27 protein-coding genes are annotated in these 24,416 nt (G+C 69.4%); 22 read left to right on the top strand and 5 right to left on the bottom strand.

Features of this window, described 5'->3' with window-relative positions; translation table 11 throughout:
• From VF612_RS12590 to VF612_RS12550, 9 genes are all read left to right on the top strand, one after another.
• Positions 1–223, top strand: a 223-nt coding sequence (locus tag VF612_RS12590) for a hypothetical protein (protein WP_408660193.1), incomplete at its 5' end; no start/stop codon positions are given.
• Positions 220–1,971: an AAA family ATPase gene (locus VF612_RS12585; protein WP_408660192.1), complete on the top strand. Its 1,752-nt coding sequence runs from the start codon at positions 220–222 to the stop codon at positions 1,969–1,971. The genes VF612_RS12590 and VF612_RS12585, both read left to right, overlap by 4 nt.
• Positions 1,972–2,063: 92 nt before the next feature.
• Positions 2,064–2,354 carry a multiubiquitin domain-containing protein gene (locus tag VF612_RS12580; RefSeq protein ID WP_408660191.1) on the top strand — a complete coding sequence of 97 codons (291 nt, stop codon included), beginning with the start codon at positions 2,064–2,066 and terminating at the stop codon, positions 2,352–2,354.
• 2 nt (positions 2,355–2,356) lie between these two features.
• Positions 2,357–2,764, top strand: coding sequence for an E2/UBC family protein (locus tag VF612_RS12575; protein WP_408660190.1), 408 nt, complete (start codon positions 2,357–2,359; stop codon positions 2,762–2,764).
• Positions 2,765–2,767: 3 nt separating this feature from the next.
• Entirely contained in the window at positions 2,768–4,135 is a 1,368-nt protein-coding gene (locus VF612_RS12570) for a ThiF family adenylyltransferase (protein ID WP_408660189.1), read from the top strand.
• Positions 4,136–4,274: 139 nt separating this feature from the next.
• Entirely contained in the window at positions 4,275–4,589 is a 315-nt protein-coding gene (locus VF612_RS12565; RefSeq protein ID WP_408660188.1) for a hypothetical protein, read from the top strand.
• A 168-nt stretch (positions 4,590–4,757) separates the two neighbouring features.
• Entirely contained in the window at positions 4,758–5,207 is a 450-nt protein-coding gene (locus tag VF612_RS12560) for a hypothetical protein (protein ID WP_408660187.1), read from the top strand.
• Between the two features lie 14 nt (positions 5,208–5,221).
• Complete coding sequence (locus tag VF612_RS12555; RefSeq protein ID WP_408660186.1) at positions 5,222–5,425, top strand: hypothetical protein; 204 nt, start codon at positions 5,222–5,224, stop codon at positions 5,423–5,425.
• 323 nt (positions 5,426–5,748) lie between these two features.
• On the top strand, positions 5,749–6,447 hold the full coding sequence (locus VF612_RS12550) for an SDR family oxidoreductase (RefSeq protein WP_408660185.1): 699 nt from the start codon (positions 5,749–5,751) through the stop codon (positions 6,445–6,447).
• 8 nt (positions 6,448–6,455) lie between these two features.
• Here the strand turns inward: VF612_RS12550 and VF612_RS12545 are convergent, their stop codons facing one another.
• The 3 genes from VF612_RS12545 to rfbD all read right to left on the bottom strand — a co-directional run bounded on the left by VF612_RS12545 (position 6,456) and on the right by rfbD (position 10,686).
• Positions 6,456–7,442, bottom strand: coding sequence for a GDP-mannose 4,6-dehydratase (locus tag VF612_RS12545; RefSeq protein ID WP_408660184.1), 987 nt, complete (start codon positions 7,440–7,442; stop codon positions 6,456–6,458).
• A 101-nt stretch (positions 7,443–7,543) separates the two neighbouring features.
• Positions 7,544–9,505, bottom strand: a complete 1,962-nt coding sequence (locus tag VF612_RS12540) for a SpoIID/LytB domain-containing protein (protein WP_408660183.1) — start codon at positions 9,503–9,505, stop codon at positions 7,544–7,546.
• Between the two features lie 281 nt (positions 9,506–9,786).
• Positions 9,787–10,686 carry a dTDP-4-dehydrorhamnose reductase gene (rfbD, locus tag VF612_RS12535; protein ID WP_408660182.1) on the bottom strand — a complete coding sequence of 300 codons (900 nt, stop codon included), beginning with the start codon at positions 10,684–10,686 and terminating at the stop codon, positions 9,787–9,789.
• Positions 10,687–10,971: 285 nt separating this feature from the next.
• On the opposite strand from rfbD, the gene VF612_RS12530 reads away from it, so the two are divergent.
• The 7 genes from VF612_RS12530 to VF612_RS12500 all read left to right on the top strand — a co-directional run bounded on the left by VF612_RS12530 (position 10,972) and on the right by VF612_RS12500 (position 17,180).
• A complete protein-coding gene (locus tag VF612_RS12530; RefSeq protein WP_408660181.1) occupies positions 10,972–12,756 on the top strand; it encodes an LCP family protein in 1,785 nt (594 codons plus the stop codon).
• Between the two features lie 35 nt (positions 12,757–12,791).
• On the top strand, positions 12,792–13,514 hold the full coding sequence (locus VF612_RS12525; RefSeq protein ID WP_408660180.1) for a TIGR03089 family protein: 723 nt from the start codon (positions 12,792–12,794) through the stop codon (positions 13,512–13,514).
• A gap of 102 nt (positions 13,515–13,616) precedes the next feature.
• Positions 13,617–14,450 carry a CoA transferase subunit A gene (locus tag VF612_RS12520; RefSeq protein ID WP_408660179.1) on the top strand — a complete coding sequence of 278 codons (834 nt, stop codon included), beginning with the start codon at positions 13,617–13,619 and terminating at the stop codon, positions 14,448–14,450.
• A 7-nt stretch (positions 14,451–14,457) separates the two neighbouring features.
• Positions 14,458–15,102, top strand: coding sequence for a CoA transferase subunit B (locus VF612_RS12515; RefSeq protein ID WP_408660178.1), 645 nt, complete (start codon positions 14,458–14,460; stop codon positions 15,100–15,102).
• Between the two features lie 4 nt (positions 15,103–15,106).
• On the top strand, positions 15,107–16,036 hold the full coding sequence (locus VF612_RS12510; protein WP_408660177.1) for a PAC2 family protein: 930 nt from the start codon (positions 15,107–15,109) through the stop codon (positions 16,034–16,036).
• A 55-nt stretch (positions 16,037–16,091) separates the two neighbouring features.
• The gene (locus VF612_RS12505; protein ID WP_408660176.1) at positions 16,092–16,631 is read left to right on the top strand and encodes a GNAT family N-acetyltransferase; all 540 of its coding nucleotides are present in this window, start codon (positions 16,092–16,094) and stop codon (positions 16,629–16,631) included.
• Between the two features lie 99 nt (positions 16,632–16,730).
• Positions 16,731–17,180 (top strand): lamin tail domain-containing protein, encoded by a 450-nt coding sequence (locus VF612_RS12500; protein WP_408660175.1) that lies wholly within the window; start codon positions 16,731–16,733, stop codon positions 17,178–17,180.
• Between the two features lie 130 nt (positions 17,181–17,310).
• Here the strand turns inward: VF612_RS12500 and VF612_RS12495 are convergent, their stop codons facing one another.
• Entirely contained in the window at positions 17,311–17,694 is a 384-nt protein-coding gene (locus VF612_RS12495; protein WP_408660174.1) for a VOC family protein, read from the bottom strand.
• A gap of 259 nt (positions 17,695–17,953) precedes the next feature.
• Between VF612_RS12495 and VF612_RS12490 the strand changes: the two genes are divergently transcribed.
• From VF612_RS12490 to VF612_RS12465, 6 genes are all read left to right on the top strand, one after another.
• Entirely contained in the window at positions 17,954–19,018 is a 1,065-nt protein-coding gene (locus tag VF612_RS12490; RefSeq protein WP_408660173.1) for an HNH endonuclease signature motif containing protein, read from the top strand.
• Between the two features lie 59 nt (positions 19,019–19,077).
• Positions 19,078–20,259: an AAA family ATPase gene (locus VF612_RS12485; RefSeq protein ID WP_408660172.1), complete on the top strand. Its 1,182-nt coding sequence runs from the start codon at positions 19,078–19,080 to the stop codon at positions 20,257–20,259.
• 32 nt (positions 20,260–20,291) lie between these two features.
• The gene (locus VF612_RS12480; RefSeq protein WP_408660171.1) at positions 20,292–20,834 is read left to right on the top strand and encodes a hypothetical protein; all 543 of its coding nucleotides are present in this window, start codon (positions 20,292–20,294) and stop codon (positions 20,832–20,834) included.
• A 77-nt stretch (positions 20,835–20,911) separates the two neighbouring features.
• Positions 20,912–21,181, top strand: a complete 270-nt coding sequence (locus tag VF612_RS12475) for a hypothetical protein (RefSeq protein ID WP_408660170.1) — start codon at positions 20,912–20,914, stop codon at positions 21,179–21,181.
• A gap of 124 nt (positions 21,182–21,305) precedes the next feature.
• Positions 21,306–21,554, top strand: coding sequence for a helix-turn-helix transcriptional regulator (locus VF612_RS12470; protein ID WP_408660169.1), 249 nt, complete (start codon positions 21,306–21,308; stop codon positions 21,552–21,554).
• Positions 21,555–21,863: 309 nt separating this feature from the next.
• The gene (locus tag VF612_RS12465) at positions 21,864–22,631 is read left to right on the top strand and encodes a rolling circle replication-associated protein (RefSeq protein WP_408660168.1); all 768 of its coding nucleotides are present in this window, start codon (positions 21,864–21,866) and stop codon (positions 22,629–22,631) included.
• Between the two features lie 226 nt (positions 22,632–22,857).
• Here VF612_RS12465 and VF612_RS12460 read toward each other — a convergent pair whose 3' ends face one another.
• A complete protein-coding gene (locus tag VF612_RS12460) occupies positions 22,858–24,243 on the bottom strand; it encodes a recombinase family protein (RefSeq protein WP_408660167.1) in 1,386 nt (461 codons plus the stop codon).
• Positions 24,244–24,416: the final 173 nt, after the last annotated feature.

The following is a 24,416-nucleotide window of genomic DNA, read 5'->3' as shown; positions in this document are numbered from 1 at the left end:
CGGCGACGTGGGCGCGGACGCCGTCGCGGTCGCCGCGGCCGCGGTGGCCCGGGCCCGGCGGACCCGACCCCGGCTGCAGCACCGCCGCGACGCCGTCGCCGCGCTGAAGCTGCTCGACCCGTCCAGCATCGGGAATGTGGTGGCCGAGGTGCAGGCGGGCCGGCTGAGCGGCAACGCCCTGGTCAGCCGGCTGTCGGCCCTGGCCGAGGCGGTCGCGTCATGATCCGCCATATCCGCCTGCAGCGTTGGCGGGCCTACGAGGACCTGGACCTGTGGCTGACCTCTCCGGTGACGTTCTTCGTGGCGCCGAACGGGGTCGGCAAGACGTCCCTGGTCGAGGCGGTCCGCTGGTGCCTGCTGGGCGTGCCCGACGGCCGGGCGGCGGTCCGGGCGATCCGCAGCGGCCACGACACCGCGACGGCGCAGCTCGCGCTCGACCTGCCCGGCCACCCCGACGTCCGGATCAGCAGGTCGCTGTCGCGCACCGGCGCGTCCGCCTTCTCGGCGACCGTGGACGGCCAGGCCCTCGATGAGCGCGGCTTCCTCAGGCTGCTGGCCAAGGCATGGTCGGCCGACAGCGCGGTGATCGACGCGGTGGTGTTCGGCCTGCCACCGGCCGGCAAGGCCACCGCCTTCCCGATCCGGGACCACCTCGCGCAGGTGTTCGGTGTGCAGACGCTGCTGAACGCCGCGGCGGAGCTCGCCGAACGCCGCCAGGCGCTGGCCACCCAGATCCGGTCGCTGCGCGCGGACGTCGACGCCACCGACGAGGCGTTCACGGCCGCGACGCAGGCGGCAGCAGATCTGGAGGCAGCGCTCGCCGCCACGGCAGCGCAGCGGCAGCGGCTGGCCGACGAGATCGCCACCCTGGAGCCCGCGGCCCGGCTGGCCACCCGCTGGGAGCAGTACCGCGCCGAGGCCGCCGCGTACAACACGAAGGCGACCGCGCTGGCGACCCAGCTGGCCGACGTCGTCGACTTCGGCGACCGCGACCTGCTCACCGCGATCGACGAGACCCAGCAGGAGGTGTCCGCGGCGCTGGCCGACACCACCGCCGCGGCCTCGGCGGCCGAGGTCCGGATCGCCCAGTCGGCCTCGGCCGCCCAGCTGCTGGCCGGCGCAGCGGATCAGTGCCCGACCTGCCTGCGCCCGCTGAGCGAGCACGAGCGCGATGCCGCCCTGGCCGCGCACGGCCAGCTGGGCGCCGACACCGACACCGAGGTCCAGCGCCACCGGGAGGAGGCCCGGCAGCTGCGCGCCCGGCTGGCCGTGATCTCCCGGTTCACCACCGCCCTGACCAAGCTCCGGCCGCCGGCCGAGCCCGACGATCCCGATCCCGGCCCGTCCGCCACCGCGGCGCTCGCCGACGCCCGCCGCCGGGATGTCGAGCTTGCCGAGCGGCACGGCGCGATCACCGCCGAGCTCCGGGCCGCCCGGCAGCGGCTCGCCGACCTCGACACCGCCGCCGCCGACCAGGCCACCCTGACCGCGGCGGCCCGCGAGGACCTGATCCTCGAGGTGGCCCAGAACAGCATGACCACGCTGGCCGACCGCTATCTGACCCAGCGGATCAACCCGCTCGCCACCGAGATCAGCCACCGCTGGAAGCTGCTGTTCGGCTCGGAGGGGCTGCGCTTCGGCGCGTCCGGGCAGTTGACCTTCAGCGACGGCGGCCAGGACCTGCTGCTGGAGGACCTCAGCGGCGCCGAGCGGGCCACCGCCCTGCTGGTGACCCGGCTGCTGCTCGCCGCGTCGGCGACCCGGGCCTCGACGATCTGGTTCGACGAGCCGCTGGAGCACCTCGACCCGGCTCGGCGGGCCGCGGTCGCCCAGACCCTGGTCCGCGCCGCCCAGTCCGGAGCGATCGGCCAGATCCTGGTCACCACGTACGAAGAGGGCCTCGCCCGCCGGCTGCAGGCGACCGCGCCGGACACCGTGTCGCTGACGTACGCGCATACCACGACCCGCTGACAAATCCGTTTAGACACGCGGGGTTGCAGAGCAACTGATTCGTTCGACCTACCTGTGAGAGCCCGAGACGGGCGCCCATCAGGAGGATGACGATGACCCATTCGATCTTCGACAGCGGCGTTGGAAGCGTTGACCTCGAGCTGTCGAGCGGCCCGTTTCGCCCGCACGCCGCCTTCGGCTACGACGTCGACGGCACCAGCTACGAGTACGACCAGCCCACCATCACCGGCGCCCAGATCATGTTCACCGTCGGCATCTACCCGCAGCAGGGGCTGATCCAGGTGCTCAACGACGGGTCCCGGGTCACCGTCACCGCGGCCGAGACGGTCAACCTCACCTCCGGGGCCCACTTCAAGCGCCGTCCCCGGTTCAAGCGGGGCTGAGGATGCTGATACCGGCTGACCTGTGGCAGCGCCTGGCGCGGGAGGAGGCGTTGCTGCGCCGAGCGTTCCCCACCGCGACGATCGATGCCGAAGCCCTCGTCCTCACCCTCATCGACCACCGGCTGCCGCCGGGCTGGTCGCACGGACGCACCGAGGTGCTGATCCCCATCCCGGCCAACTACCCCGCCGGCCAGCCGGACAACGTCTGCGCCCGGCCGGACCTGACCCTGACCAGCGGCGCCCTGCCCGGCAACAACCAGGGCGTCCGGACCCATGCGGGCAGGCCCTGGCTGCAGCTGTCCTACCACGTCGATCCCGCCGACTGGCGTCCCCGGCTCGAGCCGGAAGCGGGCAGCAACCTGGCCGACTACCTCGCCGGGGCGCTCAGCCGCTTCGAGGAGGTGAGCTGATCCGTGAGCACCCTGAAGTTCACCGATTCCGATCACTGGCAGGGCATCGAGCGGCACCTGGCCCAGGTCAGCGGCGCGCGCTTCGCCTTCGCCTACACCCGCACCATCAGCAACACCGCCGCCGGGCCGGTGCTGGAGGTCGTGGAGACCCTCCTGGTCGACGAGCTGGACACCACCCGCGGCATCGACGGCTGGTACCTCAGCGACCAGGTGCTCGACCACGTCCACAACCACGCGCTGGCAACCGGCTACGGCATCGTCGAGTTCCACAACCACCACCACGGCCCGCCCGGGTTCTCCCACCTCGACGAGGACGCCCTGGCCCCGACCGTCGACTACTGCCTGAAGCTGCTCGGCGGCCGGCCCTACGGAGCCGCCGTCTGGGCCGACGGCGCCGTGCACGCCGACTGGTGGCGGCTCAACGGCCACGGCCGGGTCGAACGCGGGCAGTTCAGCACGCTGACCGTGCTCGGCGACCAGCTGCGGGTGCTGAACGCCACCCCCACCGCCGAGGAGCGCCTGGCGCGACAGGTGCCGCTGCTGGGCACCCGGGCCCAGGCCGCGATCGCCACCATGCGGGTCGCCGTCGTCGGGGTCGGCGGGGTCGGCTCGCACCTGGCCCAGGGGCTGGCGTACCTGGGCTTGCGCAACGTCCTGCTGATGGACGACGACCTGGTCGAGATCACCAACCTCAACCGGATGGTCACCGCCGGCTATGCCGACATCGGCCAGCCCAAGACCGCAGTGACCCGCAAGCGGATGCGCGCCATCGACCCGCTGGGCGCCGTGGCCACCGCCGGCGGCCTCACCGTGACCGGCGAGCATCCCGAGCTCGACGACGTGGACCTGATCATCGGCTGCGTCGACAACGACGGCCCGCGCAACCGGCTCAACCAGATCGCGGTCCGGACGAGGACGCCCTATATCGACATCGCGACCGGCGTCGACGACGCCACCGAGCCGTTCGCGCTGGGCGGCCGGGTCATCCTCACCGCGCCGCACGGGCCGTGCCTGACCTGCCTCGGCGAGCTGGACGCCGCGGAGATCGCCCGGTGGGCCAAGACCGCCGACCAGCGGGAGCTCGACCGCCTGCACGGGTACGGCAGCGGCAGCAAGAACCCGTCGGTGGTCTATCTCAACGGCCTGACCGTCAACGCCGCGCTGACCGAGCTGGCCGCGTGGCTCTCCGGCGCGCGGCCGCCCGCCCAGTGGCTGGACATCGACCTGATCGGCGATCCGTCCCGGCCGGGCACCCAGGTCGACCCCCGCCAGGTCGCCGGTCCGGATCCTGGCTGCATCACCTGCGCCGGGGGCAATCGCTGGCGGGAGGCCCACCGCCCGCAGCAGGCCGGAGCGGAGCTGAGCCAATGACGTGTCCCTACACCGATCTGCCGGCCTGGTGATGCGCCGTGCAATTGAGGGCAGATGGCTCTGGTCTAGCCGCCGCCCCGCGAACTATTATCGAACGTATGTTCGACCCCCTTCACCCGTCGCCCCCACGAGGTCCCTGATGGATAGCTCTCCCCTCCCCGCCTACGGCGCGGTCCGGTACTGCCCGGCCGGCCACTGGCAGCCCCGCCCGGGCCTGCACCCGCTAGGCAACGCCGTTCCGATGGCCGCCTACCGGGTCAGGCGCGATCCCAACCGCAAGCTCGAGCTCAACGGCCAGCTGACCGAATGGCCGGCCGACCAGCTCTTCGTCCGCCGGTGCACGAAGGTGGTGCGCACCGAGGATCCGAACACCGGACGGGCGGTGTCCATCCTGTGCGGCCAGGAGTGGGTGGAGTCGACCCACGGCTCCACCCAGTACTGGGCCGTCAGCTGAGCGTCATCCACAGGGATGACGCACGTCGCCCGTGGCTCGCTCTGGAGTTGGTAGTTTGCCCTGGTCCTTCGATGACGCCACCCACGCCATCACCGGGCTAGGACGATTAGCGCTACCCACCGGCGCGTCGAGGGAGATGAGTGGCCGTCTATGCAGCCGATGCAGTCCGTGGCCGAATCGCAGGTTCCATCGCTCAGCGTCATCGAGTCTGTTCTGGAGCGTGAAGACGGTTCCTACCGCGATCGAGGCAACAGCCTGGACACCAAAGCCGGGCTGATCCTGAGTGCTGCTGGCGTCATAGTGGCGCTGGTGGGGACGACTGCGAGCATCGCAGCCATCGTGGGGCAGGCTCTGGCCATAGCCGCGGGTGGCGCGGCAGTGTGGGTGATCCTTCCCCGTGTCGACAAGGTGATCGGCCCCAAGGAACTACGCGACCGGCACCTCTCCATGGATCCGGTGCGGACGCGCTTGATCGTCCTCAACACCCGGGTCGTGCTGCACGCGAAGAATGAGGCGCGCCTGGTCACCAAGGCCATTCGGCTGCGGTATGCCTCTGCGCTCTTGCTGGGATCCGCCGTCGCGATCCTGATGAGCGGTATCCTCAGGGCTGCCGGATGACAGGGGACCTCGTGATGAGTAGCGCACAGCCGGAGATCGCCGCGCCCGAGGAAGCGCCGCGGGAATTGCTGCTGCCTGAAGACATCGAGGCGTTGTTTCCTGCTGATCCAGACCTCATGGTGAGCCCGGAGGGCGACGCCCGGGGCCTGAGAGAAGTGAAGGCCGCGGCGCTGGCCCGTCGAGCCGAGCTGGCAGCACGCGCCCGAGCGAGGCGCTGATCCGCTCGGTCAGTTCGTTCCAGGTTCTGCATCCAATAACGGCCGTCCCTGCCGAGCCCGTCAGGCCGGGCGGCACCGAAAGTGGTGCCGAACCCATCGCTGGCTAGGGTGAAGGGGCAGGTCGACGCGTCGGCCCGCTCGGGTGAGCAGTCACCGCTGGGATCATCACGCACGAAGGACCGCTCCTGATGTCAGAACCCGACGGCCACACCACCCCGAACGACGAGATCGGGCAGCCCACCGCCGAGCCCACCGAGCAGCCGGACGAGGACGAGGAGCCCCAGGCCGGCTCCCCCAGCTGAGCCCCCCGGGAGGATCAGCTCGTGACCGGCGCGCTGGTGGTCGGTGGATCGAGCGAGATCGGCGCCGCGATCGGGCGGGAGCTGGCCGCTCTCGGTTTCGAGGTCCGGCTGTGGGGCCGCGACGTCCCCCGGCTGGACGCCGCGGTCGGCTCCATCCGCGCCGCCGGTGGCCGGGCCACCAGCGCCGTCGTCGACGTCAGCGATCGGGCGGCGCTGCGGGCGGCGGCCGAGCAGGCGCTGGCCGGGCCCCGGCTGGGTGCGGTGGTGTGGGCCGCCGGCCTCTTCGACTGGGCCGACGCCGACGTGGCCGAGCCGGACACCTGGGACCGGCTCCTCGACGTCAACCTCGCAGCCGCAGCGGCGGCGACCCGGCTGCTGCTGCCGGGTTTGCTGGCCGGCTCCCCCAGCTCGCTGATCTACCTCGGCTCGGCCGCGTCCCGGCAGCCGTTCCAGCACAACGCCGCCTACGTGGCCAGCAAGCACGGGCTGGCCGGGCTCGCCGGAGCGGTCTGGCTGGACGTGCGCGACCGCGGGGTCAAGGTGAGCCTGATCGCGCCTGGCCTGGTCGCGGCCGGCGCGGGCCTGCGGTCACCGCAGGGCCAGGCCGATCCCGAGCGGCTCCTGCAGCCGGGCGACATCGCGGCGGCGGTCCGGTTCGTGGTGACCTTTCCCGACCGGGGCTGCCCGACCGAGATCAGGCTGGAGCCTCAGGCCGGCTGAGCCCAGCCTCACTTACTGGCCAGCACCCGCTGCTCGGCGAGGTCGGCGTCGACCATCATCTCCACCAGCTCGGAGAAGCTCACCGTAGGCTCCCAGCCCAGCCGCTGGTGCGCCTTGGAAGGATCGCCGATCAGCATGTCGACCTCCGCCGGCCGGAGCAACCGCGGGTCGTGCTGGACGCAACCGGCCCAGTCGGTGATGCCCGCCCGGCGGAAGGCGATGCTGAGGAACTCCCGGATCGAGTGGGTCTGCCCGGTGGCCACCACGTAGTCGTCGCCGTCGTGCTGCTGCAGCATCCGCCACATCGCCTCGACGTAGTCGCCGGCGAAGCCCCAGTCACGCTTGGCGTCGATGTTGCCCAGCCAGATCTCCTTCTCCAGGCCGAGCGCGATCCGGGCCACCGCCATGCTGATCTTGCGGGTGACGTACTCCGGACCGCGCCGCGGTGATTCGTGGGTGAACAGGATCGCCGTGGAGGCGTGCAGGCCGTAGGACTCGCGGTAGTTGATGGTCATGTGGTGCCCGAACGCCTTGGCCACCCCGTACGGCGAGCGTGGCCACAGCAGCGTGGTCTCCCGTTGCGGAACCTCCTGGACCTTGCCGAACATCTCCGAGCTCGACGCCTGGCAGAAGCGCACCTTGGCGATGTCGTCGCCGGCGTAGAGCCGGATCGCCTCCAGCATGTTCAGCACGCCCATCCCGGTGACCTCCGACGTCAGCCGGGCGTTCTCCCACGAGTACGCCACGAACGACATCGCCGCGAGGTTGTAGACCTCATCCGGCTGGGCCTGCTCGTAGGCGCGGATCAGGCTGGACAGGTCGGTCAGGTCGCCGGTCAGCAGCCGGACGCCCGGCACCTCCTGCTCGACCAGGGCCCGCTTCGGGTTGTTCTGGCCGCGGATCAAGCCGTACACCCGGTAGCCCTTGGACAGCAGCAGCTCGGCCAGGTACATCCCGTCCTGCCCGGTGATTCCGGTGATCAGCGCGCTGGGCATGCGGACACCCTCCTCGGGTCGGAGCAGCCGGGCTGGCTGGCCGCTGTCCCCCGCGCCGCGAAGCCCGAGGAGAGGTTACCCGCGGCCGGGTGCTGAGAACATCAGTAATCGCGCCCGATTCCCACGGTGTCCTTGCCGTCGTGGTTCCAGTCACCGGCGATCGGCCGGTCACCCACGCTGCCGAACCGGGTGTACACCGACACCGGCCCGCCCAGGGTGTTCGCCAGCGCGAACCGGGCGACCTGGTAGACCCCGTAGCTGTCCGAGCCGTTGCCGTCCCAGTCGCCGGCCACCGGCTTGGTTCCGGTCATCACCGGACCGAAGACGTACCGCAGCTTCGGCGCGCCCGCCGCGAGCGAGTTCACCAGGTAGAACGTCGCGGTCTTGGGGTCATAGACACCGGGAGTGGCGGTCCGGTTGCCGTTCCAGTCACCGGCCAGCGGGTGCATGCCCGACCCGCCGAGCACCACCTGGATCGCCGGGGTGGTCGGCGGTGGGGTGTTGGTATTGAACAGGTAGAACGTCGCGTTCGAGGGACGGTAGACGCCGATGGTGTCGGTGCCGTTGCCGTCCCAGTCACCGCACACCGGCTTGTCACCCGGATGACCCAGCCGCACCTGGTACACCGTAGAGCCGGCGGCGAAGGAATTGCGGTGGTAGAAGGTGGCGGTGCTCGAGCGCAACACCCCGACGGTGTCGTAGCCGTCGCCGTTGAAGTCACAGGAGACCGGCTGGTCGCCCTTGATGCCGAAGCCGCTCACGACCGCGGTGGTGGGGGTGGTCAGGGAGTTGGTCAGGTGCAGGGTCGGCGCGGTGATCGGCTTGGCCACCACGAACCAGTCCGACTTCAGGCCGAGGGCGCTGCGGAACTGGTTGCCGGTGACGGTGACGGTGCGGCTGCTGCCCTTGATCTCGGCAGTGAGCACCCGGCCGCCGTCGGCGCCGAGGCGGTTGCCGGTGGTGGTGATCGACTGCAGGGTGCCGACCCCGAAGGCCGACGAGATCGTGCTGGCCGGGATCGAGGTGCTCCAGTTGTGGTTGGGCGAGGCGGTGTCACCGAGGTCCTGCACCGCCGGGAAGGTGCCACCTGCGGTCCAGCCACCGGTCGAGGAGCTGAACTCGGCGGACATGATCGTCCCCGAGGAGTTGACGATCACCTTGCCGGCCGTGGTGCTGATGGCGGTGTTGGTGCGGGAGTCCTCGGTGACGACGCCGTTCAGGCCGACCCCGCCGTAGACCTGGCAGGTCTGGGTGTCACAGGTCTTGGCCCAGCTGTACCGGTTCTGGGCCGCCGCGTAGGACCGGGCTGCGATCGCCTGGGCCTGCAACGCGGCCATCCCCTTGCCGCCGGCTGCGTCCCCCCAGGACGCCGGGGACTCCCGCGGGACGACGCCGCGCAGATAGTCCTCCATGCCGACCCAGTTCACCACCCGGGTCATGCCGCCGCCGTAGACCAGCGACAACGCGCCCCGGTAGGTGGTGCGGGTGGAGCCCGAGCAGATGCTCAGCATGGTCGACAGCGCGCCCGGGGTCACCGACGACTTGATCGCGCCGGAGGTCACCGGCTTGGCCGCCGACCACGGCTTGCCGCACCCGGCGCTGGTGAACAGCTGGTAGGAGCCGGCCGAGACGTAGCGCACCAGCGCCGCGCTGCCGCCCGGGATCGCGACCCCGCCGGCGGTGAACGGGCTGCCCGAGGTGACGACCACCTGGTTCTGGCCGCTGTAGGCGGTCAGGTCGACGCTCAGGGCGTTGAAGCTGCGGGTGGCCAGGGTGGTGCCGCCGTAGTAGTGGGACACGATCTGGGTGTAGGTCCAGCCGTAGTTGGTGGCGTAGCCGAAGGCGCCGTACTGGCCCATCCCGCGGCCGTGGCCGTACCCGTGGCCGGTGATCCCGACCATGCCGTTGGGCCAGGAGGCGGCGGCCGGCGCGGGGACCACGGCGGCCAGCGCCCCGAAGGCCAGCACTCCACCGAGGACGGCGGCGGTCGCTCCCCGTCGGGTGCGGATGCCGGCGAGCCGGCTATCGGAGTCGAGCCGGCTAGCTGATCGAATGCTGGTCATCTGAATGTCACCTCGGGTGACCGACCCGAAAGTGCGCTAGGCCGGAATGTCCGGATAAGGGCGGTGGATGCCGCCGGAGCTGTCTTTTCCTACGTAGTACCTATTGGCCGGTAGCCACGCGATCTGAGAGATGTGAGGACTGTAACCCCGCCACCCGGCGCAGCGCACCATATCGACGGCGGCTATTCGGCTGCTTTTCGGACTCAAATCTCCAAAGATTTCCGGGCTGATGCAACCTTGATACGTCTGGCGACTGGTAGGCCTTCGCTGACCGGGACGGCTCAGCCGGACGGCAGGTAGGCGGCGCGGTCCTCGGCGAAGGCGCGCCGCAGCGCTTCTCGCCAGTGCGGCATCGCGGTCAGGCCGGCCGCGCGCCAGGCCTGGTCGGACAGCACCGAATACGCCGGCCGCGGCGCCGGCCGCGGGAACCTGTCGGTGGTCGTCGGACGCACCCGCTCGGGGTCGGCGCCAAGCTCCTCGAACACCGCCCGGGCCAGGCCGTACCAGCTGGTCTCACCCGCTCCGGTGCAGTGATAGATGCCCGGACGGGCGGCGCTGCCGGCCAGCTCCACCAGCCTCCGGGCCAGGTCCGCCGACCAGGTCGGCGAGCCGCGCTGGTCGTCGACCACCTCGAGGGTGTCGCGGGCCTGCTCCAGCCGCGCCATCGTCTTGACGAAGTTCGAGCCGGTGGCGCCGTACACCCAGGCGGTGCGCACCACGTAGCCGTGCTCGGGGGCCAGTTCGCGCACCGCCAGCTCGCCGGCCAGCTTGGTGCGCCCGTACGCCGAGCGCGGGTCGGGCGCCGCCTGCTCCGGGTACGGCTGGTTGGCGTCGCCGGCGAAGACGTAGTCGGTGGACACCTGCAGCAGCCGTGCGCCGGCGCGGGCGGCCGCGGCGGCCAGCAGCGCCGCTCCGCCGGCGTTCACCGCGAAGGCGCGGTCCTCCTCGGTCTCGGCCTGGTCGACGGCCGTGTAGGCCGCGGCGTTGACCACCAGCTGCGGCTGGAAGTCGCCGAAGACCGCTTGCACCGCGGCCGAGCTGGTGATGTCGAGCTGGTCGGATCCCAGCGCCAGCAGCTGCTCGCCGTCGACGCCGGCCGCGGCCAGCACCCGGCACAGGTCGCTGCCGAGCTGGCCACGCGCCCCGGTGATCAGCCAGCGGGTCTGCTGCGGAGCGCTCATCGGCTGCCCGCAACCAGGCGCCGGGACGGGCCGCACGGCTGCCGGCGGGAGACGAGGGCGGGCATGCGCTTCATGCTCGCACACCCGGGGAGGGCCACCCGGGGGCCGGGCGGCTGGGCGGCCGAGCGGCTGGGCGGCCGGGTGGCCGGGCGACATCGCGGGCCGAGGGCCCGCTGGGTGACGTCGCGGGGCCGAGGACCCGCTGGCAACGTCGCGTGGTCGAGGACCCGCTGGGCGTGTCGGCGCTTCTGACGTTTCCACAGTCGATCTCGATAGACTCCGCCGATGCCCTCCCACGATGATCGACCGCCAGCCGGCTGGTCGAATCCGGCCGACGGCGAGTTACCCCCGGAGCTCGACCCGCGGCGTGGACGCCCGCGTCCGGCCGGGCGGCCGGCTGGCCAAGCGGGGGGACGAGGCGGCCAGAACATCGAGGGACGGAGCGCGCGGCCCGGTGACCCCAACGCCCAGCTGCCACCGGAGCTGGACCCGCGCGGGCGCTCGGCCAACCGGGCCCAGCGGGGCGCGTCCCCCGGGCGGCCGGCCATGGGCGCGTCCCCCGGGCGGCCGGCCACGGGCGCGTCCCCCGGGAGACCGGCCACGGGCGCGTCCCCCGCCCGGTCGGCAACCACCGCGGGCCCCCCGCCACCGGGCCGGTCGGGGTCGGACCTGCTGCACGGCGCGACGCTGGGCCTGCGGATCGTGGCGACCCTCTGCTCGCTGCTGGTCCTGGTCGGCAGCGGCTGGGCGTGGGCGACCTACCGCAACTTCAATGCCGACATCACCCGGGTCAACGCGATCTCGGCCAAGGGCAAGGCGGCCAACGGCGGAATCGACGGGCAGGACCAGAACCTGCTGCTGGTCGGCAACGACGACCGCGACACCGCCACCGACGCCGAGCTGCGGGAGCTGGGCACCCATCGTGACGGCGGCAGCTACAACACCGACACCATGATGCTGCTGCACCTGCCGGCCGACGGCAGCAAGGCCACCGCGATCTCGTTCCCGCGGGACTCCTACGTGAGCATCCCCGGCCATGGCAAGAACAAGCTGAACGCCGCCTACCCGATCGGCGTCCAGGCCGCGAAGGGTGACAAGGCCGCCGGCGCCCGGCTGCTGGTCCAGACCATCGAGAACCTGACCGGGTTGAGCATCGACCACTTCGTCCAGGTCGACCTGCTCGGCTTCTACCGGATCTCCAACGCCATCGGCGGGGTGGACGTCTGCCTCAACGCCGCGCAGAAGGAGGTGAAGTCCGGCATCGACCTCAAGGCCGGCCACCAGACCATCAAGGGCGCCCAGGCGCTGGCCTTCGTCCGGCAGCGCTACGGGCTGAAGAACGGCGACCTGGACCGGATCAAGCGCCAGCAGTACTTCCTGTCGGCGGTGTTCCGCAAGATGTCCTCGGCCGGCACCCTGCTGAACCCGATCAAGCTGCAGAACCTGCTGAAGGCGGTGTCGTCCTCGCTGCAGATGGACGACACGCTGGAGCCGCTGAAGCTCGCCCAGCAGATGCAGAACCTGCAGGCCGGCAACTTCACCTTCACCACCATCCCCACCCAGGGATACCGCGATGAGCAGATCGGCGGCCAGATCCAGAACACCGTGGTGGTGAACGCTGCTGAGATGCCCGACTTCATCGACAGGCTGATCGGCAATTCCGGCTCGGCGCTGCAGAAGGCCAAGCCCGCCGCCCCGGGCACGGTGACCGTCCGGGTCATCAACGACACCAACACCAACGGCCTGGAGAAGACCAACGCCAGGGCGCTGCAGGCGGCCGGTTTCAAGACCGAGATCCCGCCCGCGTCCTCGGACGTGGTGGCCAAGACCGTGATCCGGTACGCCCCGGGCCAGGAGTCGGCGGCCAAGGCGCTGCAGGCCCAGGTGCCCGGCGCGGAGCTGGAGCGCACCCCGGACGTCACCTCCGTGACCCTGGTGCTCGGGGAGAACGGCATCCAGGTGAAGAGCCTGATGCCCAAGACCCCGAGCAACACGGCCAAGCCGACGCCCTCCAAGTCGGCGCCGGCGCCGGGCGTGACCACCGCGGCCGATGCCGGCTGCATCAACTAGCCCGTCCCGTCGCTGTGCGAGGAGCTGAGCCGACGATGCCGCACCAGGGACCCGAGCAGCTGTTCGCCGCCCGGCTGGTTGCCGACCCGGGGAGCCCGCTGGTCACCTTCTACGACGACGCCACCGGTGAGCGCGCGGAGCTGTCGGCGAAGTCGCTGGCGAACTGGGTGGCCAAGACCCACTTCCTGCTGGTGGACGAGCTCGGCGCGGCGGTCGGTGACCGGGCCTTCGTCCGGCTGCCGGTGCACTGGCTGGCCGCGCCCGTCCTGCTGGGCTGCTGGTACGCCGGGCTCGAGGTGGTGACCGATCCGGCGACCGCGACGGTGGCCTTCGGCGACGCCGACTCGCTGTCGGCGCTGATCACCCCGGACCGCCTGGACGGGGCGTTCGCGGTGTCGCTGCTCAGCATGGCCAGGCCGTCGCCGCCGCCGCTGGGGATGGCCGACTACTCCAGCTCGGTGCGTCCGATGCCCGACAGCTGGCCGACGGTCCGTGCCCAGGCCGGCCCGGGTGACCTCGCGCTGGCCGGGCGCTCGCGGGCCGAGCTGGCCGAAGCGGCCCGGCAGGCGGCCGAGGAGCTGGGGCTCGGACCCGCCGGCCGGCTGATGTGGACCGTGCCCTGGGCCGCTCCGCAGCACTGGGTGGCGTCCCTGCTGGCGCCGCTGGCGGTCGGCGGCTCGGTGGTGCTGGTGCGCAATCCGGACCCGGCCAAGGCGGCCGCGCGGGCCCAGGCGGAGAACGTCACCGTCAGCCACTGATGCCGTGGCCGGGCACGCTGGTTAGAGTTCGCGTACCTACCCCGTCCGGTCCGGAGCACTCCCGGCCGGGCGTCCGGACGACCTGCTGGAGAGGTGCCGAGCGTGGACAAAGTGGTGGCAACAGCCGCCGAGGCAGTGGCTGACATCGGCGAGGGAGCATCGCTGGCGGTCGGTGGCTTCGGCGTGTGCGGCATCCCGCACGTGCTTATCCAGGCGCTGCTGGAGCTCGGCAGCGGCGAGCTGGAGACCGTGTCGAACAACTGCGGCCTGGACGAGGCGGGGCTGGGCATCCTGCTCGGCGCCAAGCGGATCCGGCGCACCATCGGCTCCTATGTCGGTGAGAACCGCGAGTTCGCCCGGCAGTACCTCAGCGGCGAGCTGGAGGTCGAGCTGACGCCGCAGGGCACCCTGGCCGAGCGGCTGCGGGCCGGCGGCTCCGGAATCCCGGCGTTCTACACCCCGGCCGGGGTGGGCACCATGATCGCCGAGGGTGGCCTGCCGTGGCGCTACCATCCGGACGGCACGGTCGCGCTGGCGTCCCCGCAGAAGGAGACCCGGGAGTTCAACGGGCGGCTGTACGTGCTGGAGGAGGGGATCGTCACCGACTTCGCGCTGGTGCGGGCGGCCCGGGGTGACCGCCACGGCAACCTCAGCTACGACGCTTCGGCCCGCAACTTCAACCCGCTGTGCGCGATGGCCGGGCGGATCACCATCGCCGAGGTGGAGGAGCTCGTCGAGCCGGGCGAGCTGGATCCCGAGCAGGTGCACACCCCGGGGGTGTTCGTGCAGCGGGTCGTCGAGGTGGGCGAGGCCGGCAAGCTGATCGAGAAGCGCACCGTGCGCGAGCAGGCCGATGACACCCGCTCGGGGGCCGGCGACGAAGCCGGGGCGCCCGGCGCCGCACCCGAAGTCCGACGACCGGAAAGCGCAGGCTGATCTGACGATGGCTCTCAATCGCAACGAGCTCGCCGCCCGGGTGGCCCGCGAGCTGCACGACGGCCAGTACGTCAACCTGGGCATCGGGCTGCCGACGCTGGTGCCGAACTACGTCGATCCGTCGATCACCGTGGTGCTGCAGAGCGAGAACGGGATCCTCGGGGTGGGCCCGTACCCCTTGGAGAGCGAGGTGGACGCCGACCTGATCAACGCCGGCAAGGAGACCGTCACGGTGCTGCCGGGGGCGTCGTTCTTCGATTCCGCGCTGTCGTTCGGGATGATCCGCGGCGGGCATATCGACGTGGCGGTGCTCGGCGCGATGCAGGTCGCGGCAAACGGCGACCTGGCGAACTGGACCATTCCTGGGAAGATGATTAAGGGGATGGGCGGCGCCATGGACCTGGTGCACGGGGCGAAGAAGGTGATCGTGATGATGGAGCACCTGGCCCGTGACGGCAGCCCGAAGGTGGTCAACGAGTGCTCGCTGCCGCTCACCGGGGCGGCCTGCGTGCACCACATCATCACCGACCTGGCGGTGATCGACATCGAGCCGGACGGCCTGGTGCTGCGCGAGCTGGCGCCCGGCGTGACGGTGGACGAGGTCCGCGCGGCCACCGAGCCCGAGCTCACCGTCGCGCTGACGTCCGGCTGAGACGATGCTCGACCCGGCGGAGCTGTTTCAGCTGACCGAGGAGCTGCCGGACCTTGACCGGCCGGTCCTGGTGTTGGCGCTGGACGGCTTCATCGACGCCGGCAACGCTGCCCAGCTGGCCCGGGCGCACCTGCTCCGCACGCTGGAGTCCGAGGTGATCGCCACCTTCGACATCGACCAGGTCTTCGACTACCGGGGACGGCGGCCGGAGATGCTGTTCGTCACCGACCACTGGGAGAGCTTCACCGCGCCGGAGCTGAAGGTGCACGCGGTGCGCGACTCGGCCGGCACGGGTTTCTTGTTGCTGGCCGGGGCCGAGCCCGATCTGCAGTGGGAGCGGTTCGCCTCGGCTGTGGAGATGATCGTCCAGCGGCTGGGGGTCCGGTTGGTGATCGCGCTGGACGCGATCCCGATGGGCGTGCCGCACAGCCGGCCGTCCACCGTGATCGCCCGCGGCAGCTCCCCCGACATGGTGGCCGAGTACAGCAACTGGCTCGGGACCGTCCAGGTGCCGGCCAGCGCCGGGCACCTGATCGAGTTCCGGCTGAGCGCGGTCGGTGTGGCCTCGACCGGGTTCGCTGTGAACGTGCCGCATTATCTGGCGCACCTGGACTATCCGGCCGCGGCGCTGACCCTGGTCGAGTGCGTGGCCAAGGCGGGCGGGCTGGTGCTGCCCACCGAGCCGCTGCAGGAGGCGGCGACCGCGAGCCGCATCGAGCTGGACGCCAAGGTGGCGGCGTCGGAGCAGATCACCGCGGTGGTGCGGGCGCTGGAGCTGCAGTACGACGAGATCGTCGCCGGACGCAGCCACGGGCTGGTCGCCGAGGGCGCCCGGCTGCCGACCGCGGACGAGATCGGCGCGGAGTTCGAGCAGTACCTGCTGCAGCAGGAGAATCCCGGGGAGCCTGGACGTTCGGGCGACGACGAGCCCTGAGTTTGCTGGCGGTATTCGCTGGCCTCGTTGCCGGCGTGCGGGGGACGATGCTCCGGTGCGGATAGTTGTCGAGCCCGAGCAGCCGGCCGATCATGCAGCCATCCGGGCGGTGGTGCTTGCTGCCTTTGTCGACCAGCCGGCGGTGGCGGACCTGGTGGACCTGATCCGGGCGTCTGCTGACTATGTGCCAGAACTCGCCCTGCTGGCGCGGGTGGACGGGGCCGTCGCCGGCTTCGTGATGTTGAGCCATGCCGAGCTGGTTTCGGAGTCCGGGTCGCGGCGCCGGGTGCTGACGCTGTCGCCGCTGGCGGTGGCTCCGGCGGTGCAGGGCCGTGGCGTCGGGTCGGCCCTGGTGCGGGCCGGGCTGGCCGAGGCCGAACGGCTGGGCGAGCCGCTGGTGACGTTGGAGGGCAGCCCTCGGTACTACCCCCGGTTCGGGTTCCGCGACAGCCGGGAGCTCGGCATCTCCATCGCGCTGCCGGACTGGGCGCCGCCGGAGGCGGGGATGGCGATTGCCCTGCCGGCCTATGACGCTCAGCTGCGCGGCCGGCTGGTCTACCCGCCGGCGTTCGCCGCCAGTGGCGTCTCGCCCTGAGTCCCTGCCGGGCCGCCAGTAGTGGCCGCGGTTGCCTTGTGACGATGCAAACCGTATGGTTGCTGTTAAATCTTTCTGGCACTTATTCGGGGGAATTCCATGCGTCTACGTCTGCTTGCCGGTGCGACCGTGCTGAGCCTCGCTGCCGCGCTGGTCGGCGCCGCGCCGGCCGAGGCGGTCAATCCGACGCTGCACTTCAGCAAGGCGTACGCGAATTCGCCCGGCACCGACACCGGCACGAACTACAGCCTCAACGGCGAGTACGTCGTGATCACCAATTCCAGCTATACGGCCTCGTTCACCCTGACCGGTTACACGATTTCCGACCGGTCAGCGCACGTGTACCGGTTCGGGACCTTCGTGCTCAGGCCGCGGGCCTCGGTCACGCTGCACACCGGCATCGGCACGAACACCAGCACCCACCGGTACTGGGGCTCCCGGGCCTACATCTGGAACAACACCGGTGACACCGCATACCTCAAGAACAGCGTGGGGACGCTGAAGGATTCGTGCTCCTGGGGAAGCATCGCCAGCTACGTCACCTGCTGAGGTCTTCTCTGCCCGGTAACGATGCAGTTCGTTGGTGGGCCACCTGCCGATCCCAAGATCTGATCAGCCGTCGTCTCTATTGGCCGACGAGTCAGCTCGTCGGCTTGGCCGGATGCCGATCGACACCTGATCAGCCGTGGTCGCGACAGAGGCAGAACGGGTGTCCGGCAGGGTCGATCAGCACCCGGACGTTCTCCTGCGGTTGGTGCGCAGCCACGGTGGCGCCCAGCGCGACCGCGTCGGCGACCGCCGAGTCGAGGTCGCCGACCTGGAAGTCGAAGTGGATCATCGGCCGCTGCTGCCCGTCGACGGGTGGCCACACGGATGGCTGATAGCCGGCCGCCTGCTGGAACGCCAGGTAGATAGGGCCTTCCGGCGCGGCGAGGATGGCGGTACCCGGCTCCTCGTGCCCGATCGGCCAGCCCAGCAGCTCCGAGTAGAACCTGGCCAAGACGTCGGGGTCCGGCGCTTCGATCGCGGTTCCCCACCACATTCCACTCGTTCGAGATCGCATCCTTGCAGCCTGTCGTAGCGGGGTTCTTCTCGTCCAGTCGGGCGCTCATGTCTCGATCATGCACCGCTGTCGGAGGTTCTGGGCCGAGATTATCGACCCTGTGGATAACTGGCTCGGCAGCCTGGAAGTGTCAGACGCCCATCGTAGTGTCTGATGTATGGAGCAGCTTCACAGTGGCCTGGTAACGGACGGTCTGATCGGGTTGATCGCTGCGCTGGCTGACTATCTGGGATCGGTGACCAGTGGTGAGTTGGTTCGGGTGTCTGATGCCGATGTGCTCGCCGAACTCCGGGAGCTGGAGGTGCTGCGACGCCGGTTGACGGTGATCGATCATGCGCTGATCGATGAGCTGGACCGGCGCGGCGTGGCCGGCCGGCTGGTGATGGGCTCGACGGCGGAAGTGCTGCAGGGGGTGCTGCGGCTGTCCCCGGGCGAGGCGAGTGACCGGGTTACCGCGGCGCGGGCCTGTGGGTCACGGACCAGCCTCATCGGTGAGCCGTTGTCGCCGGTGCTGCCGGCCCTGGCCGCCGCCCAGGCCGATGGCGTGGTGTCGGCCGAGCACACCCAGACCATCCTGGCTGCCCTGAAGCGCCTGCCCGCAGCGGTCAGCGTCGAGGACCGAACCCTGGCCGAGAAGCACCTCGTCGAGGCGGCGGCCACCCTGCGGCCGCGCGAGGTGGCCATGGTTGGCAAGCGCATCCTGGCGCACCCGCACCCCGACGGCACCCTGGCCTCCGATGCCGAGCAGCAGCGTCAGCGCAACTTCTCCCTGCACCCGGAAGCCGACGGCAGCTACACCGCCCGGGGACGGCTCACCGCTACCTGCGGCGCGCTGCTCCTGGCCATCCTGACACCCCGCTCGGCACCCCAGCCCACCGGCGAAGCCGGACCCGACCCGCGCAACCATGCCCAGCGCATGCACGACGCGCTAGAAGACCTCGCCAGCATCGCGGTCCGCCGCGACGAGCTGCCCGAGTCAGGGGCGCCGGCCCAGGTCATCATCACGATGACCGCCGACCAACTAGCCACCCGCCAGGGGCTGGCCGAGACCAGCTTCGGGCATCAGCTCAGCGTCGACCAGGCGCTCAGGCTGGCCGACGAGGCCGCGATCAACCTGCTGCTCACCGGCGCCACCGGCGCCGTGCTGGCCCACGGCCGCACCAAACGCATCGCCACCCGCGCGCAAACCCTGGCCCTGATCGCCCGAGACCGCGGCTGCACCTTCCCTGGCTGCGACAAGCCGCCAGAATGGTGCCAACGCCATCACATCGTGGGGTGGGCCGACGGCGGCGCCACCGACCTCGACAACCTGACAAGTCGTTAGTAAACCCTCTCCGCAAGAGCGGACTCCCATTAAGGGTGCGATCTTGCTAGCGTCAGCGTGTGACCGACCTGATTCTGGACGACGACGTCGTGGACGCGCCTGAGGAGCGGTCGCCCATGGACTCGGTTCGGTTCTTGAGTCTAGAAATGAAGAATTTTCTCTCTTATAAAGACTCGACGTTGGATTTTGGTTCGTTCGTCGCCCTCGTCGGACCTAATGCGAGCGGCAAATCCAACGCCGTCGCAGCCATTCGACTGCTTACTGAGATCCGTGCATTCGGGTTGCCGGTGGCAATTAACCGCCGGGGTGGCTATGACCAGCTCAGGCACCGCAGCTCAGGACATCCATATGATCCAACGCTCACACTGCGTTTTGAGCTTGAAGGCAGCCTTGCCAGTTTCTATGAGCTAAGTTTGGGATCGATTGAAGGGGGACGATATCGGGTTAAGCGGGAACAAGCGGTCGTTTACCTTGGACGGAACAAGTTCGAGTTTTCGAGCGACGGCAAGACCGTTCTCGTGCGTGATCAGGAAGAGGGACAGCAGCGCCGCAGCATTGTCGCAGGCGGTCAAAGTGCAATATCGACCAGCGGCTCGGTTGCAGGGTTCGTCGTTTTCGACGTCCTGGGTCGTATCCAAACCCTAGACGTCAATCCGAAATCGGTGGGAGAGCTACAGGAGCCATCCTCCGTCAGCGAGTTTCTGCCCGATGGCTCGAATGTGGCGAGCATCTTTGAGGACTTGAGTCAGCAAGAACGGCGCGAGGTTGTGGAAGACTTAGCCGCGATCGTTCCGGGGATTGCCCGGATCGAAGTGCCGCACCTTGCAGACAAGCTCACGCTTCGCTTCTGGCAAGCGACGGACAAGGGGACGCGCAAGTTTCTAGCAAAACAAATGTCGGACGGCACTCTTAGAATGTTTGCGGTCTTACTAGCAGCTCATCGTTCGGGCAAGAGCGGATTGCTTGTCATCGAAGAGCCCGAAGTTGCGGTCCATCTTGGAGCCATGCGCACGTTGACCGAAATCGTCATGGCGAGATGCGCGCAAGCGCAAGTTCTCGTGACTACGCACAGTGCGGATATAGTTAACGCAATTGCCGTGGACTCGCTCCGAGTAGTATGGACTGAGGCTGGCGCTTCGAGGATCGCTCACGTCGCCAGCCATACACGCGAGACTATTCAGTCAAGTCTGATGACGCCAGGGGAATTACTGTCAGCGGACCTGCTTGACCCCGCCCAATGAGCGCGCAGCCAGGTGATCAGCATATTGCGCTAGTGGTCGAGGGGCGCGGAGATTACGGCGCTGCACCGATCGTTCTACGCAAATACCTGCAGTCAATTGGCGAGTATAGGGATATTTTGGGGTCGCCAGTGAATGTGAAAGGCGTCGGAAATGTAAGCAAGCCGGGTGGGATCGAACGGTTCGTTTCAGCTGTTGGGAACCGACCTGGCTGTCGTGGGGTTCTCGTGATACTTGATAGCGACGATAACGCGGTTTGCGAGTTGGGGCCAACTCTTGCAGCACGGATACAGGACTCATGCGCGTGCCCCGTCGCTGTCGCCCTAGCTGACCGTGACTTCGAAGACTGGATTGTCGCGTCGGCGGAGTCACTAGACCTAGGATTCGGCTGGTCCGATACGTCGCGGGGGTTAACGCTGATAGAAGACGCTCTCTATCCGCGCGCCTACACCAAACCCGTCGATCAGCCGCGGCTCGCGGCCAAGATTGACCTCGACCTTGCAAGGGGCCGAAGCTACAGCTTCAACAGGCTGTTAGAGCGTTTTGATTCACTCGTGATGGGTCTTGACTTGAACTAGCAACATAACTCGGACGAGAACGAGCCCCCGCAGCCCAGCAGCCTCGCACGTCAGGACGCTGGGCGTGCGGAGACGTCATGGTCGAGTTCGTCGGCTTGGTCGGCGGCCACGATCAGGGCGGCGGCAAGTTGGCGGGCGGTGCCGGAGGGCAGGAGGGTTACGGACCGCGCGGTGATGGTTTGCGGTTCGGCGATGACCCTCACCAACTGGTGACCATCGCGGTCCGCGCGGCGGACGGCGAGGTCCACGGTGAGATCGACGGGCCGTCCGGCTTCGTTCATGGCGATCGCCTCGCGGGCAACCGGGCGGGAAACGCAGAACGGCCCATGGTCGCGGCCGGGCGGTAGGTCGCAGAAGCTGGCGTGGGGACGCGGCACGGCGCTGGCCTTCCGATGAGCAGTTGCGGTCCTCACCACAATAGTCAACAAATCTGTACTGCGGTCAAGGTTCGTTGACTGCCAGTCTGAGCGGGTGCCCCGCCGACCCGAGCCCAACCACGAGGCCCTGCGGCTGGAGCTGTCCCGGCTGCGGGCCGAGAAGCACTTGACCTATGACGCGCTCGCGGAGCTGACTGGGCTGTCCCGCACCGTGCTGATCAATCTGGAGCACGGCACGACGCGCGGTTCGCTGGACACCTGGCACCGGGTAGCCCACGGGCTCGGCGTGCCGCTGAGCAGCCTGATGGATCAGCTCTGCCACGGACACCGCCCACCTTCCTAGCGCCGTTCAGGTATTGCACGGTGAGTTACACGTGTGGCATTCTCGTGGTGCGGAGACCGAGAACCGGCGGTCAGATGAAACGAGGGCCCTGGTCCCAGGGCCGATGGCGAGCCGCCGATCTGCGGCAGGGGCACGAGGGGCAGTTGTTCAGGGCGAGGTCCGCAGCACGGCCTGGATGCCTCGTCTCGTGAGGGTCTAGACCCGAGCGCATACACAGATGAGACCGGTGCAGCAGCCCTTGCTCCTGGTCTCGTTCGAGTTGTCGTTCCTGGTCAGGGGTTTCGCCTCTGTTCCGCCGGGAGCTATCCGATGTCTAGCGTCGATCCTGTCGCCACCGTTTTGCGTCGCCCCATCGCGTGCTGGTCGCTGTCGTTCTACCCCGATGCTCGCGAGGCCGGTGGCGCGTTCGTCCCGTCGCGGCCATATGCCCGTGGTGGTGGGGTCAAAGGGCAGGCCCGGCATCCTGAGCGGGCCAGGGTTGAGGCTGCCCGGCGTGCGAAGGGAAAGCTGCGGCGCTATTGCGCGGCGAATCGGCTTAACCGGCTCGGCACCCTGACCTATCGCGGCGCGGGGTGCCATGATCAGCGCGAGGTCCGGGCGCATGTCGGTGCGTTCTTCCGGGCGTTGCGGGCCGAGTTGGACGGCAAACCGGTCGCCTATGCGTGGGTGCCGGAGTGGCACAAGACCGACCACGGCCTACATCTGCATTTCGCGATCGGGCGGTTCATCCCGCGCTCACTGATCGCGGCGTCTTGGCCGCACGGGTTCGTGCATATCAAGGTGCTCGGTGACTTGCCGGTCGGGTCCGGCACGTTGGGTGAGGCGCGTAAGGCGGCGGGGTATCTGTCGAAGTACGTGGCGAAGTCCTTCGCCGATGACGCCCGGATCGACGGGCTGCACCGCTATGACCTGGCGCAGGGGTTACAGCCCCGCGTGCAGCGGATCACCGGCCGCAGCCCCGACGCGGTGATCGACGAGGCCTCGACGCGGCTCGGCTCTGACCCGATCCTTCGGTGGTCGTCTGCCGATGCGCCTGACTGGCAGGGCGGTCCGGCGATCTGGGCGCAGTGGGCCTGACATGCTCGACGGTCAGACCTTCACTGCGGAGGAGGTAGAGGACTGGGTACGGACCACCTGTGCGGCGCAGGGGGTGCCGGTGAAGGTGGCTGATCCGGTGCTGGTTGGCACACTCGGGGCGCTGCTGGGCGTCGATCCAGCTGTGCGGGCGGCGGCGGATGGGAGACGCGCTGCAAGCGGAGCGAGCGCGCCTCGCGCCGCCGCAACCGCTGACCGTGGTGGCGACCTACAGCTTCCAGGCCGGTCGCACCCGAGCCGGGTCCAAGGTGCGAGCGCCGGGCTGCCCGGGGCCGATAACGGCGTGATCCAGCACAGCCTTGATGATCGCGACATGGCGGTCGAGGTTGAGCGAGTCCCACGCTCGGCCTAACGCCTGGCCGTTGCCGATCAGCGACGGCAGCGCATCGGTGTTGTTGGCGCGGGCCAACCGTCGTTCTGCGCGGGTGATCCGGTCCTCGATGAGCTTGCGAGCGGCCAACCACTCCCGCATCGTGATCGACCTGGCCGCATAAGCTTCGGCCAACTCCTCCAACTGCGCGCGGTCTCCGCCGAGTTGAGTCACGACCTCGGCCAGCGCCTCGTCCTGCGCGGTCCGTCCAGCGAGGGTGTCAGCCAACTCCGGAGTGTCCAGCCGGAACAGCACCGCCTTGGCGATCAACTCCTCAACCGGCTCAGCGACCACCGTCAGCCTGCCGCAGCCGCCATGACCCGGCCCGGACAAGCACACATACCGGCGGCGGTCCCCTCGGGCTGCGGAATAGAGCCGGTTGCCGCACTTGCCGCACCGCAACAGACCCGACAGCGCATACCGGCGCGCCGCCCGGCGGCCCGATACCGCCTTCTGCGCCATCAACGCCCGGATACGGCGGTGCTGCTCCTCGCTGATGATGCCCGGCCACGCCGCCGGCCCGACGATGACGCCCTGGTGCTCCCGCAGGCCGGCAATCCGGCCAGAAAGCAGTACCGCCTTCAGGGTGGTAGTGCGCCACGGCTTGCCGGCCACCGTGGCTACTTCGTTGTCCTCCAGCCAGGAAGCCAGCGACCGCAGCGACTCACCGGCGAGGAACCGAGCCGCGAGCTGGCCGATGATCGCGGCCTCGCTCTCGATCACGACCATCCGGGTTTCGTCATAGCCGAACGGGCGAAGCGACCCACCATGCGGCAACCCGGCAACGGCGTTGGCCTGCATCTTGCGCCGCACCCGAGCCGACCGCCTGCCGGACTCCTTCGCCGCGAACGCCGCGAACATCCGCGCCATGAACAGCCCATCGTCGTTGCCTAGGTCGATGTCGGCGGTCACCGTCGCCACGCTCGTGACACCGGCCTTCTCGCACAGCGTCACGAAGTCCTCAAGCTCGGCAGGCTGACGGTGCAGCCGGTCCAGGTTGTAGACGAGCACCGCGTCCCGCTCACCCGCAGCCAGATCGGCCAGCATCCGCTGATACGCCGATCGAGCTTTCCCCGAGTAAGCCGACACATCGTTGTCCACGTACTCCTCAGCCACCACCCAGCCGCGCTCGCTGGCAAGCTTGCGGCAGTCCTCCACCTGGCGCGCCACACCCAACCCTCGACCGTCCTGGTCGCTGGAGATCCGAGCGTAGATCGCTGCCATGCGAGGTGTCGTCACAAGAGGGCAGCTTAACGATCAGCGGCTAACCTCACCCTCATCTGCGGCTATCACCACCGCGAATTCCAACGCGGCGGGTGGAGCTGCCGCATGGTCCACGGCCAACCCCACTGGACCCCGCCCACCTGGATCGACCCCACCCAAACACCCCGCCGCAA

The organism is Jatrophihabitans sp., from assembly GCF_036388195.1.
Lineage (GTDB): Bacteria > Actinomycetota > Actinomycetes > Mycobacteriales > Jatrophihabitantaceae > Jatrophihabitans_A.
The sequence above is the reverse complement of the archived record's forward strand: the minus strand, read 5'-3'. Positions and strand labels throughout refer to the sequence as shown.

Excerpts from the sequence above, each read along its gene's own strand:
- rfbD (WP_408660182.1), bottom strand. The coding sequence starts at position 10,686 with ATGAGCGCTCCGCAGCAGACCCGCTGGCTGATCACCGGGGCGCGTGGC.
- VF612_RS12565 (WP_408660188.1), top strand. The coding sequence starts at position 4,275 with ATGGATAGCTCTCCCCTCCCCGCCTACGGCGCGGTCCGGTACTGCCCG.
- VF612_RS12465 (WP_408660168.1), top strand. The coding sequence starts at position 21,864 with ATGTCTAGCGTCGATCCTGTCGCCACCGTTTTGCGTCGCCCCATCGCG.
- VF612_RS12510 (WP_408660177.1), top strand. The coding sequence starts at position 15,107 with ATGCTCGACCCGGCGGAGCTGTTTCAGCTGACCGAGGAGCTGCCGGAC.
- VF612_RS12580 (WP_408660191.1), top strand. The coding sequence starts at position 2,064 with ATGACCCATTCGATCTTCGACAGCGGCGTTGGAAGCGTTGACCTCGAG.
- VF612_RS12495 (WP_408660174.1), bottom strand. The coding sequence starts at position 17,694 with ATGCGATCTCGAACGAGTGGAATGTGGTGGGGAACCGCGATCGAAGCG.
- VF612_RS12540 (WP_408660183.1), bottom strand. The coding sequence starts at position 9,505 with ATGACCAGCATTCGATCAGCTAGCCGGCTCGACTCCGATAGCCGGCTC.
- VF612_RS12475 (WP_408660170.1), top strand. The coding sequence starts at position 20,912 with ATGGTCGAGTTCGTCGGCTTGGTCGGCGGCCACGATCAGGGCGGCGGC.
- VF612_RS12575 (WP_408660190.1), top strand. The coding sequence starts at position 2,357 with ATGCTGATACCGGCTGACCTGTGGCAGCGCCTGGCGCGGGAGGAGGCG.
- VF612_RS12500 (WP_408660175.1), top strand. The coding sequence starts at position 16,731 with ATGCGTCTACGTCTGCTTGCCGGTGCGACCGTGCTGAGCCTCGCTGCC.
- VF612_RS12585 (WP_408660192.1), top strand. The coding sequence starts at position 220 with ATGATCCGCCATATCCGCCTGCAGCGTTGGCGGGCCTACGAGGACCTG.
- VF612_RS12515 (WP_408660178.1), top strand. The coding sequence starts at position 14,458 with ATGGCTCTCAATCGCAACGAGCTCGCCGCCCGGGTGGCCCGCGAGCTG.
- VF612_RS12530 (WP_408660181.1), top strand. The coding sequence starts at position 10,972 with ATGCCCTCCCACGATGATCGACCGCCAGCCGGCTGGTCGAATCCGGCC.
- VF612_RS12555 (WP_408660186.1), top strand. The coding sequence starts at position 5,222 with ATGAGTAGCGCACAGCCGGAGATCGCCGCGCCCGAGGAAGCGCCGCGG.
- VF612_RS12525 (WP_408660180.1), top strand. The coding sequence starts at position 12,792 with ATGCCGCACCAGGGACCCGAGCAGCTGTTCGCCGCCCGGCTGGTTGCC.
- VF612_RS12460 (WP_408660167.1), bottom strand. The coding sequence starts at position 24,243 with ATGGCAGCGATCTACGCTCGGATCTCCAGCGACCAGGACGGTCGAGGG.
- VF612_RS12545 (WP_408660184.1), bottom strand. The coding sequence starts at position 7,442 with ATGCCCAGCGCGCTGATCACCGGAATCACCGGGCAGGACGGGATGTAC.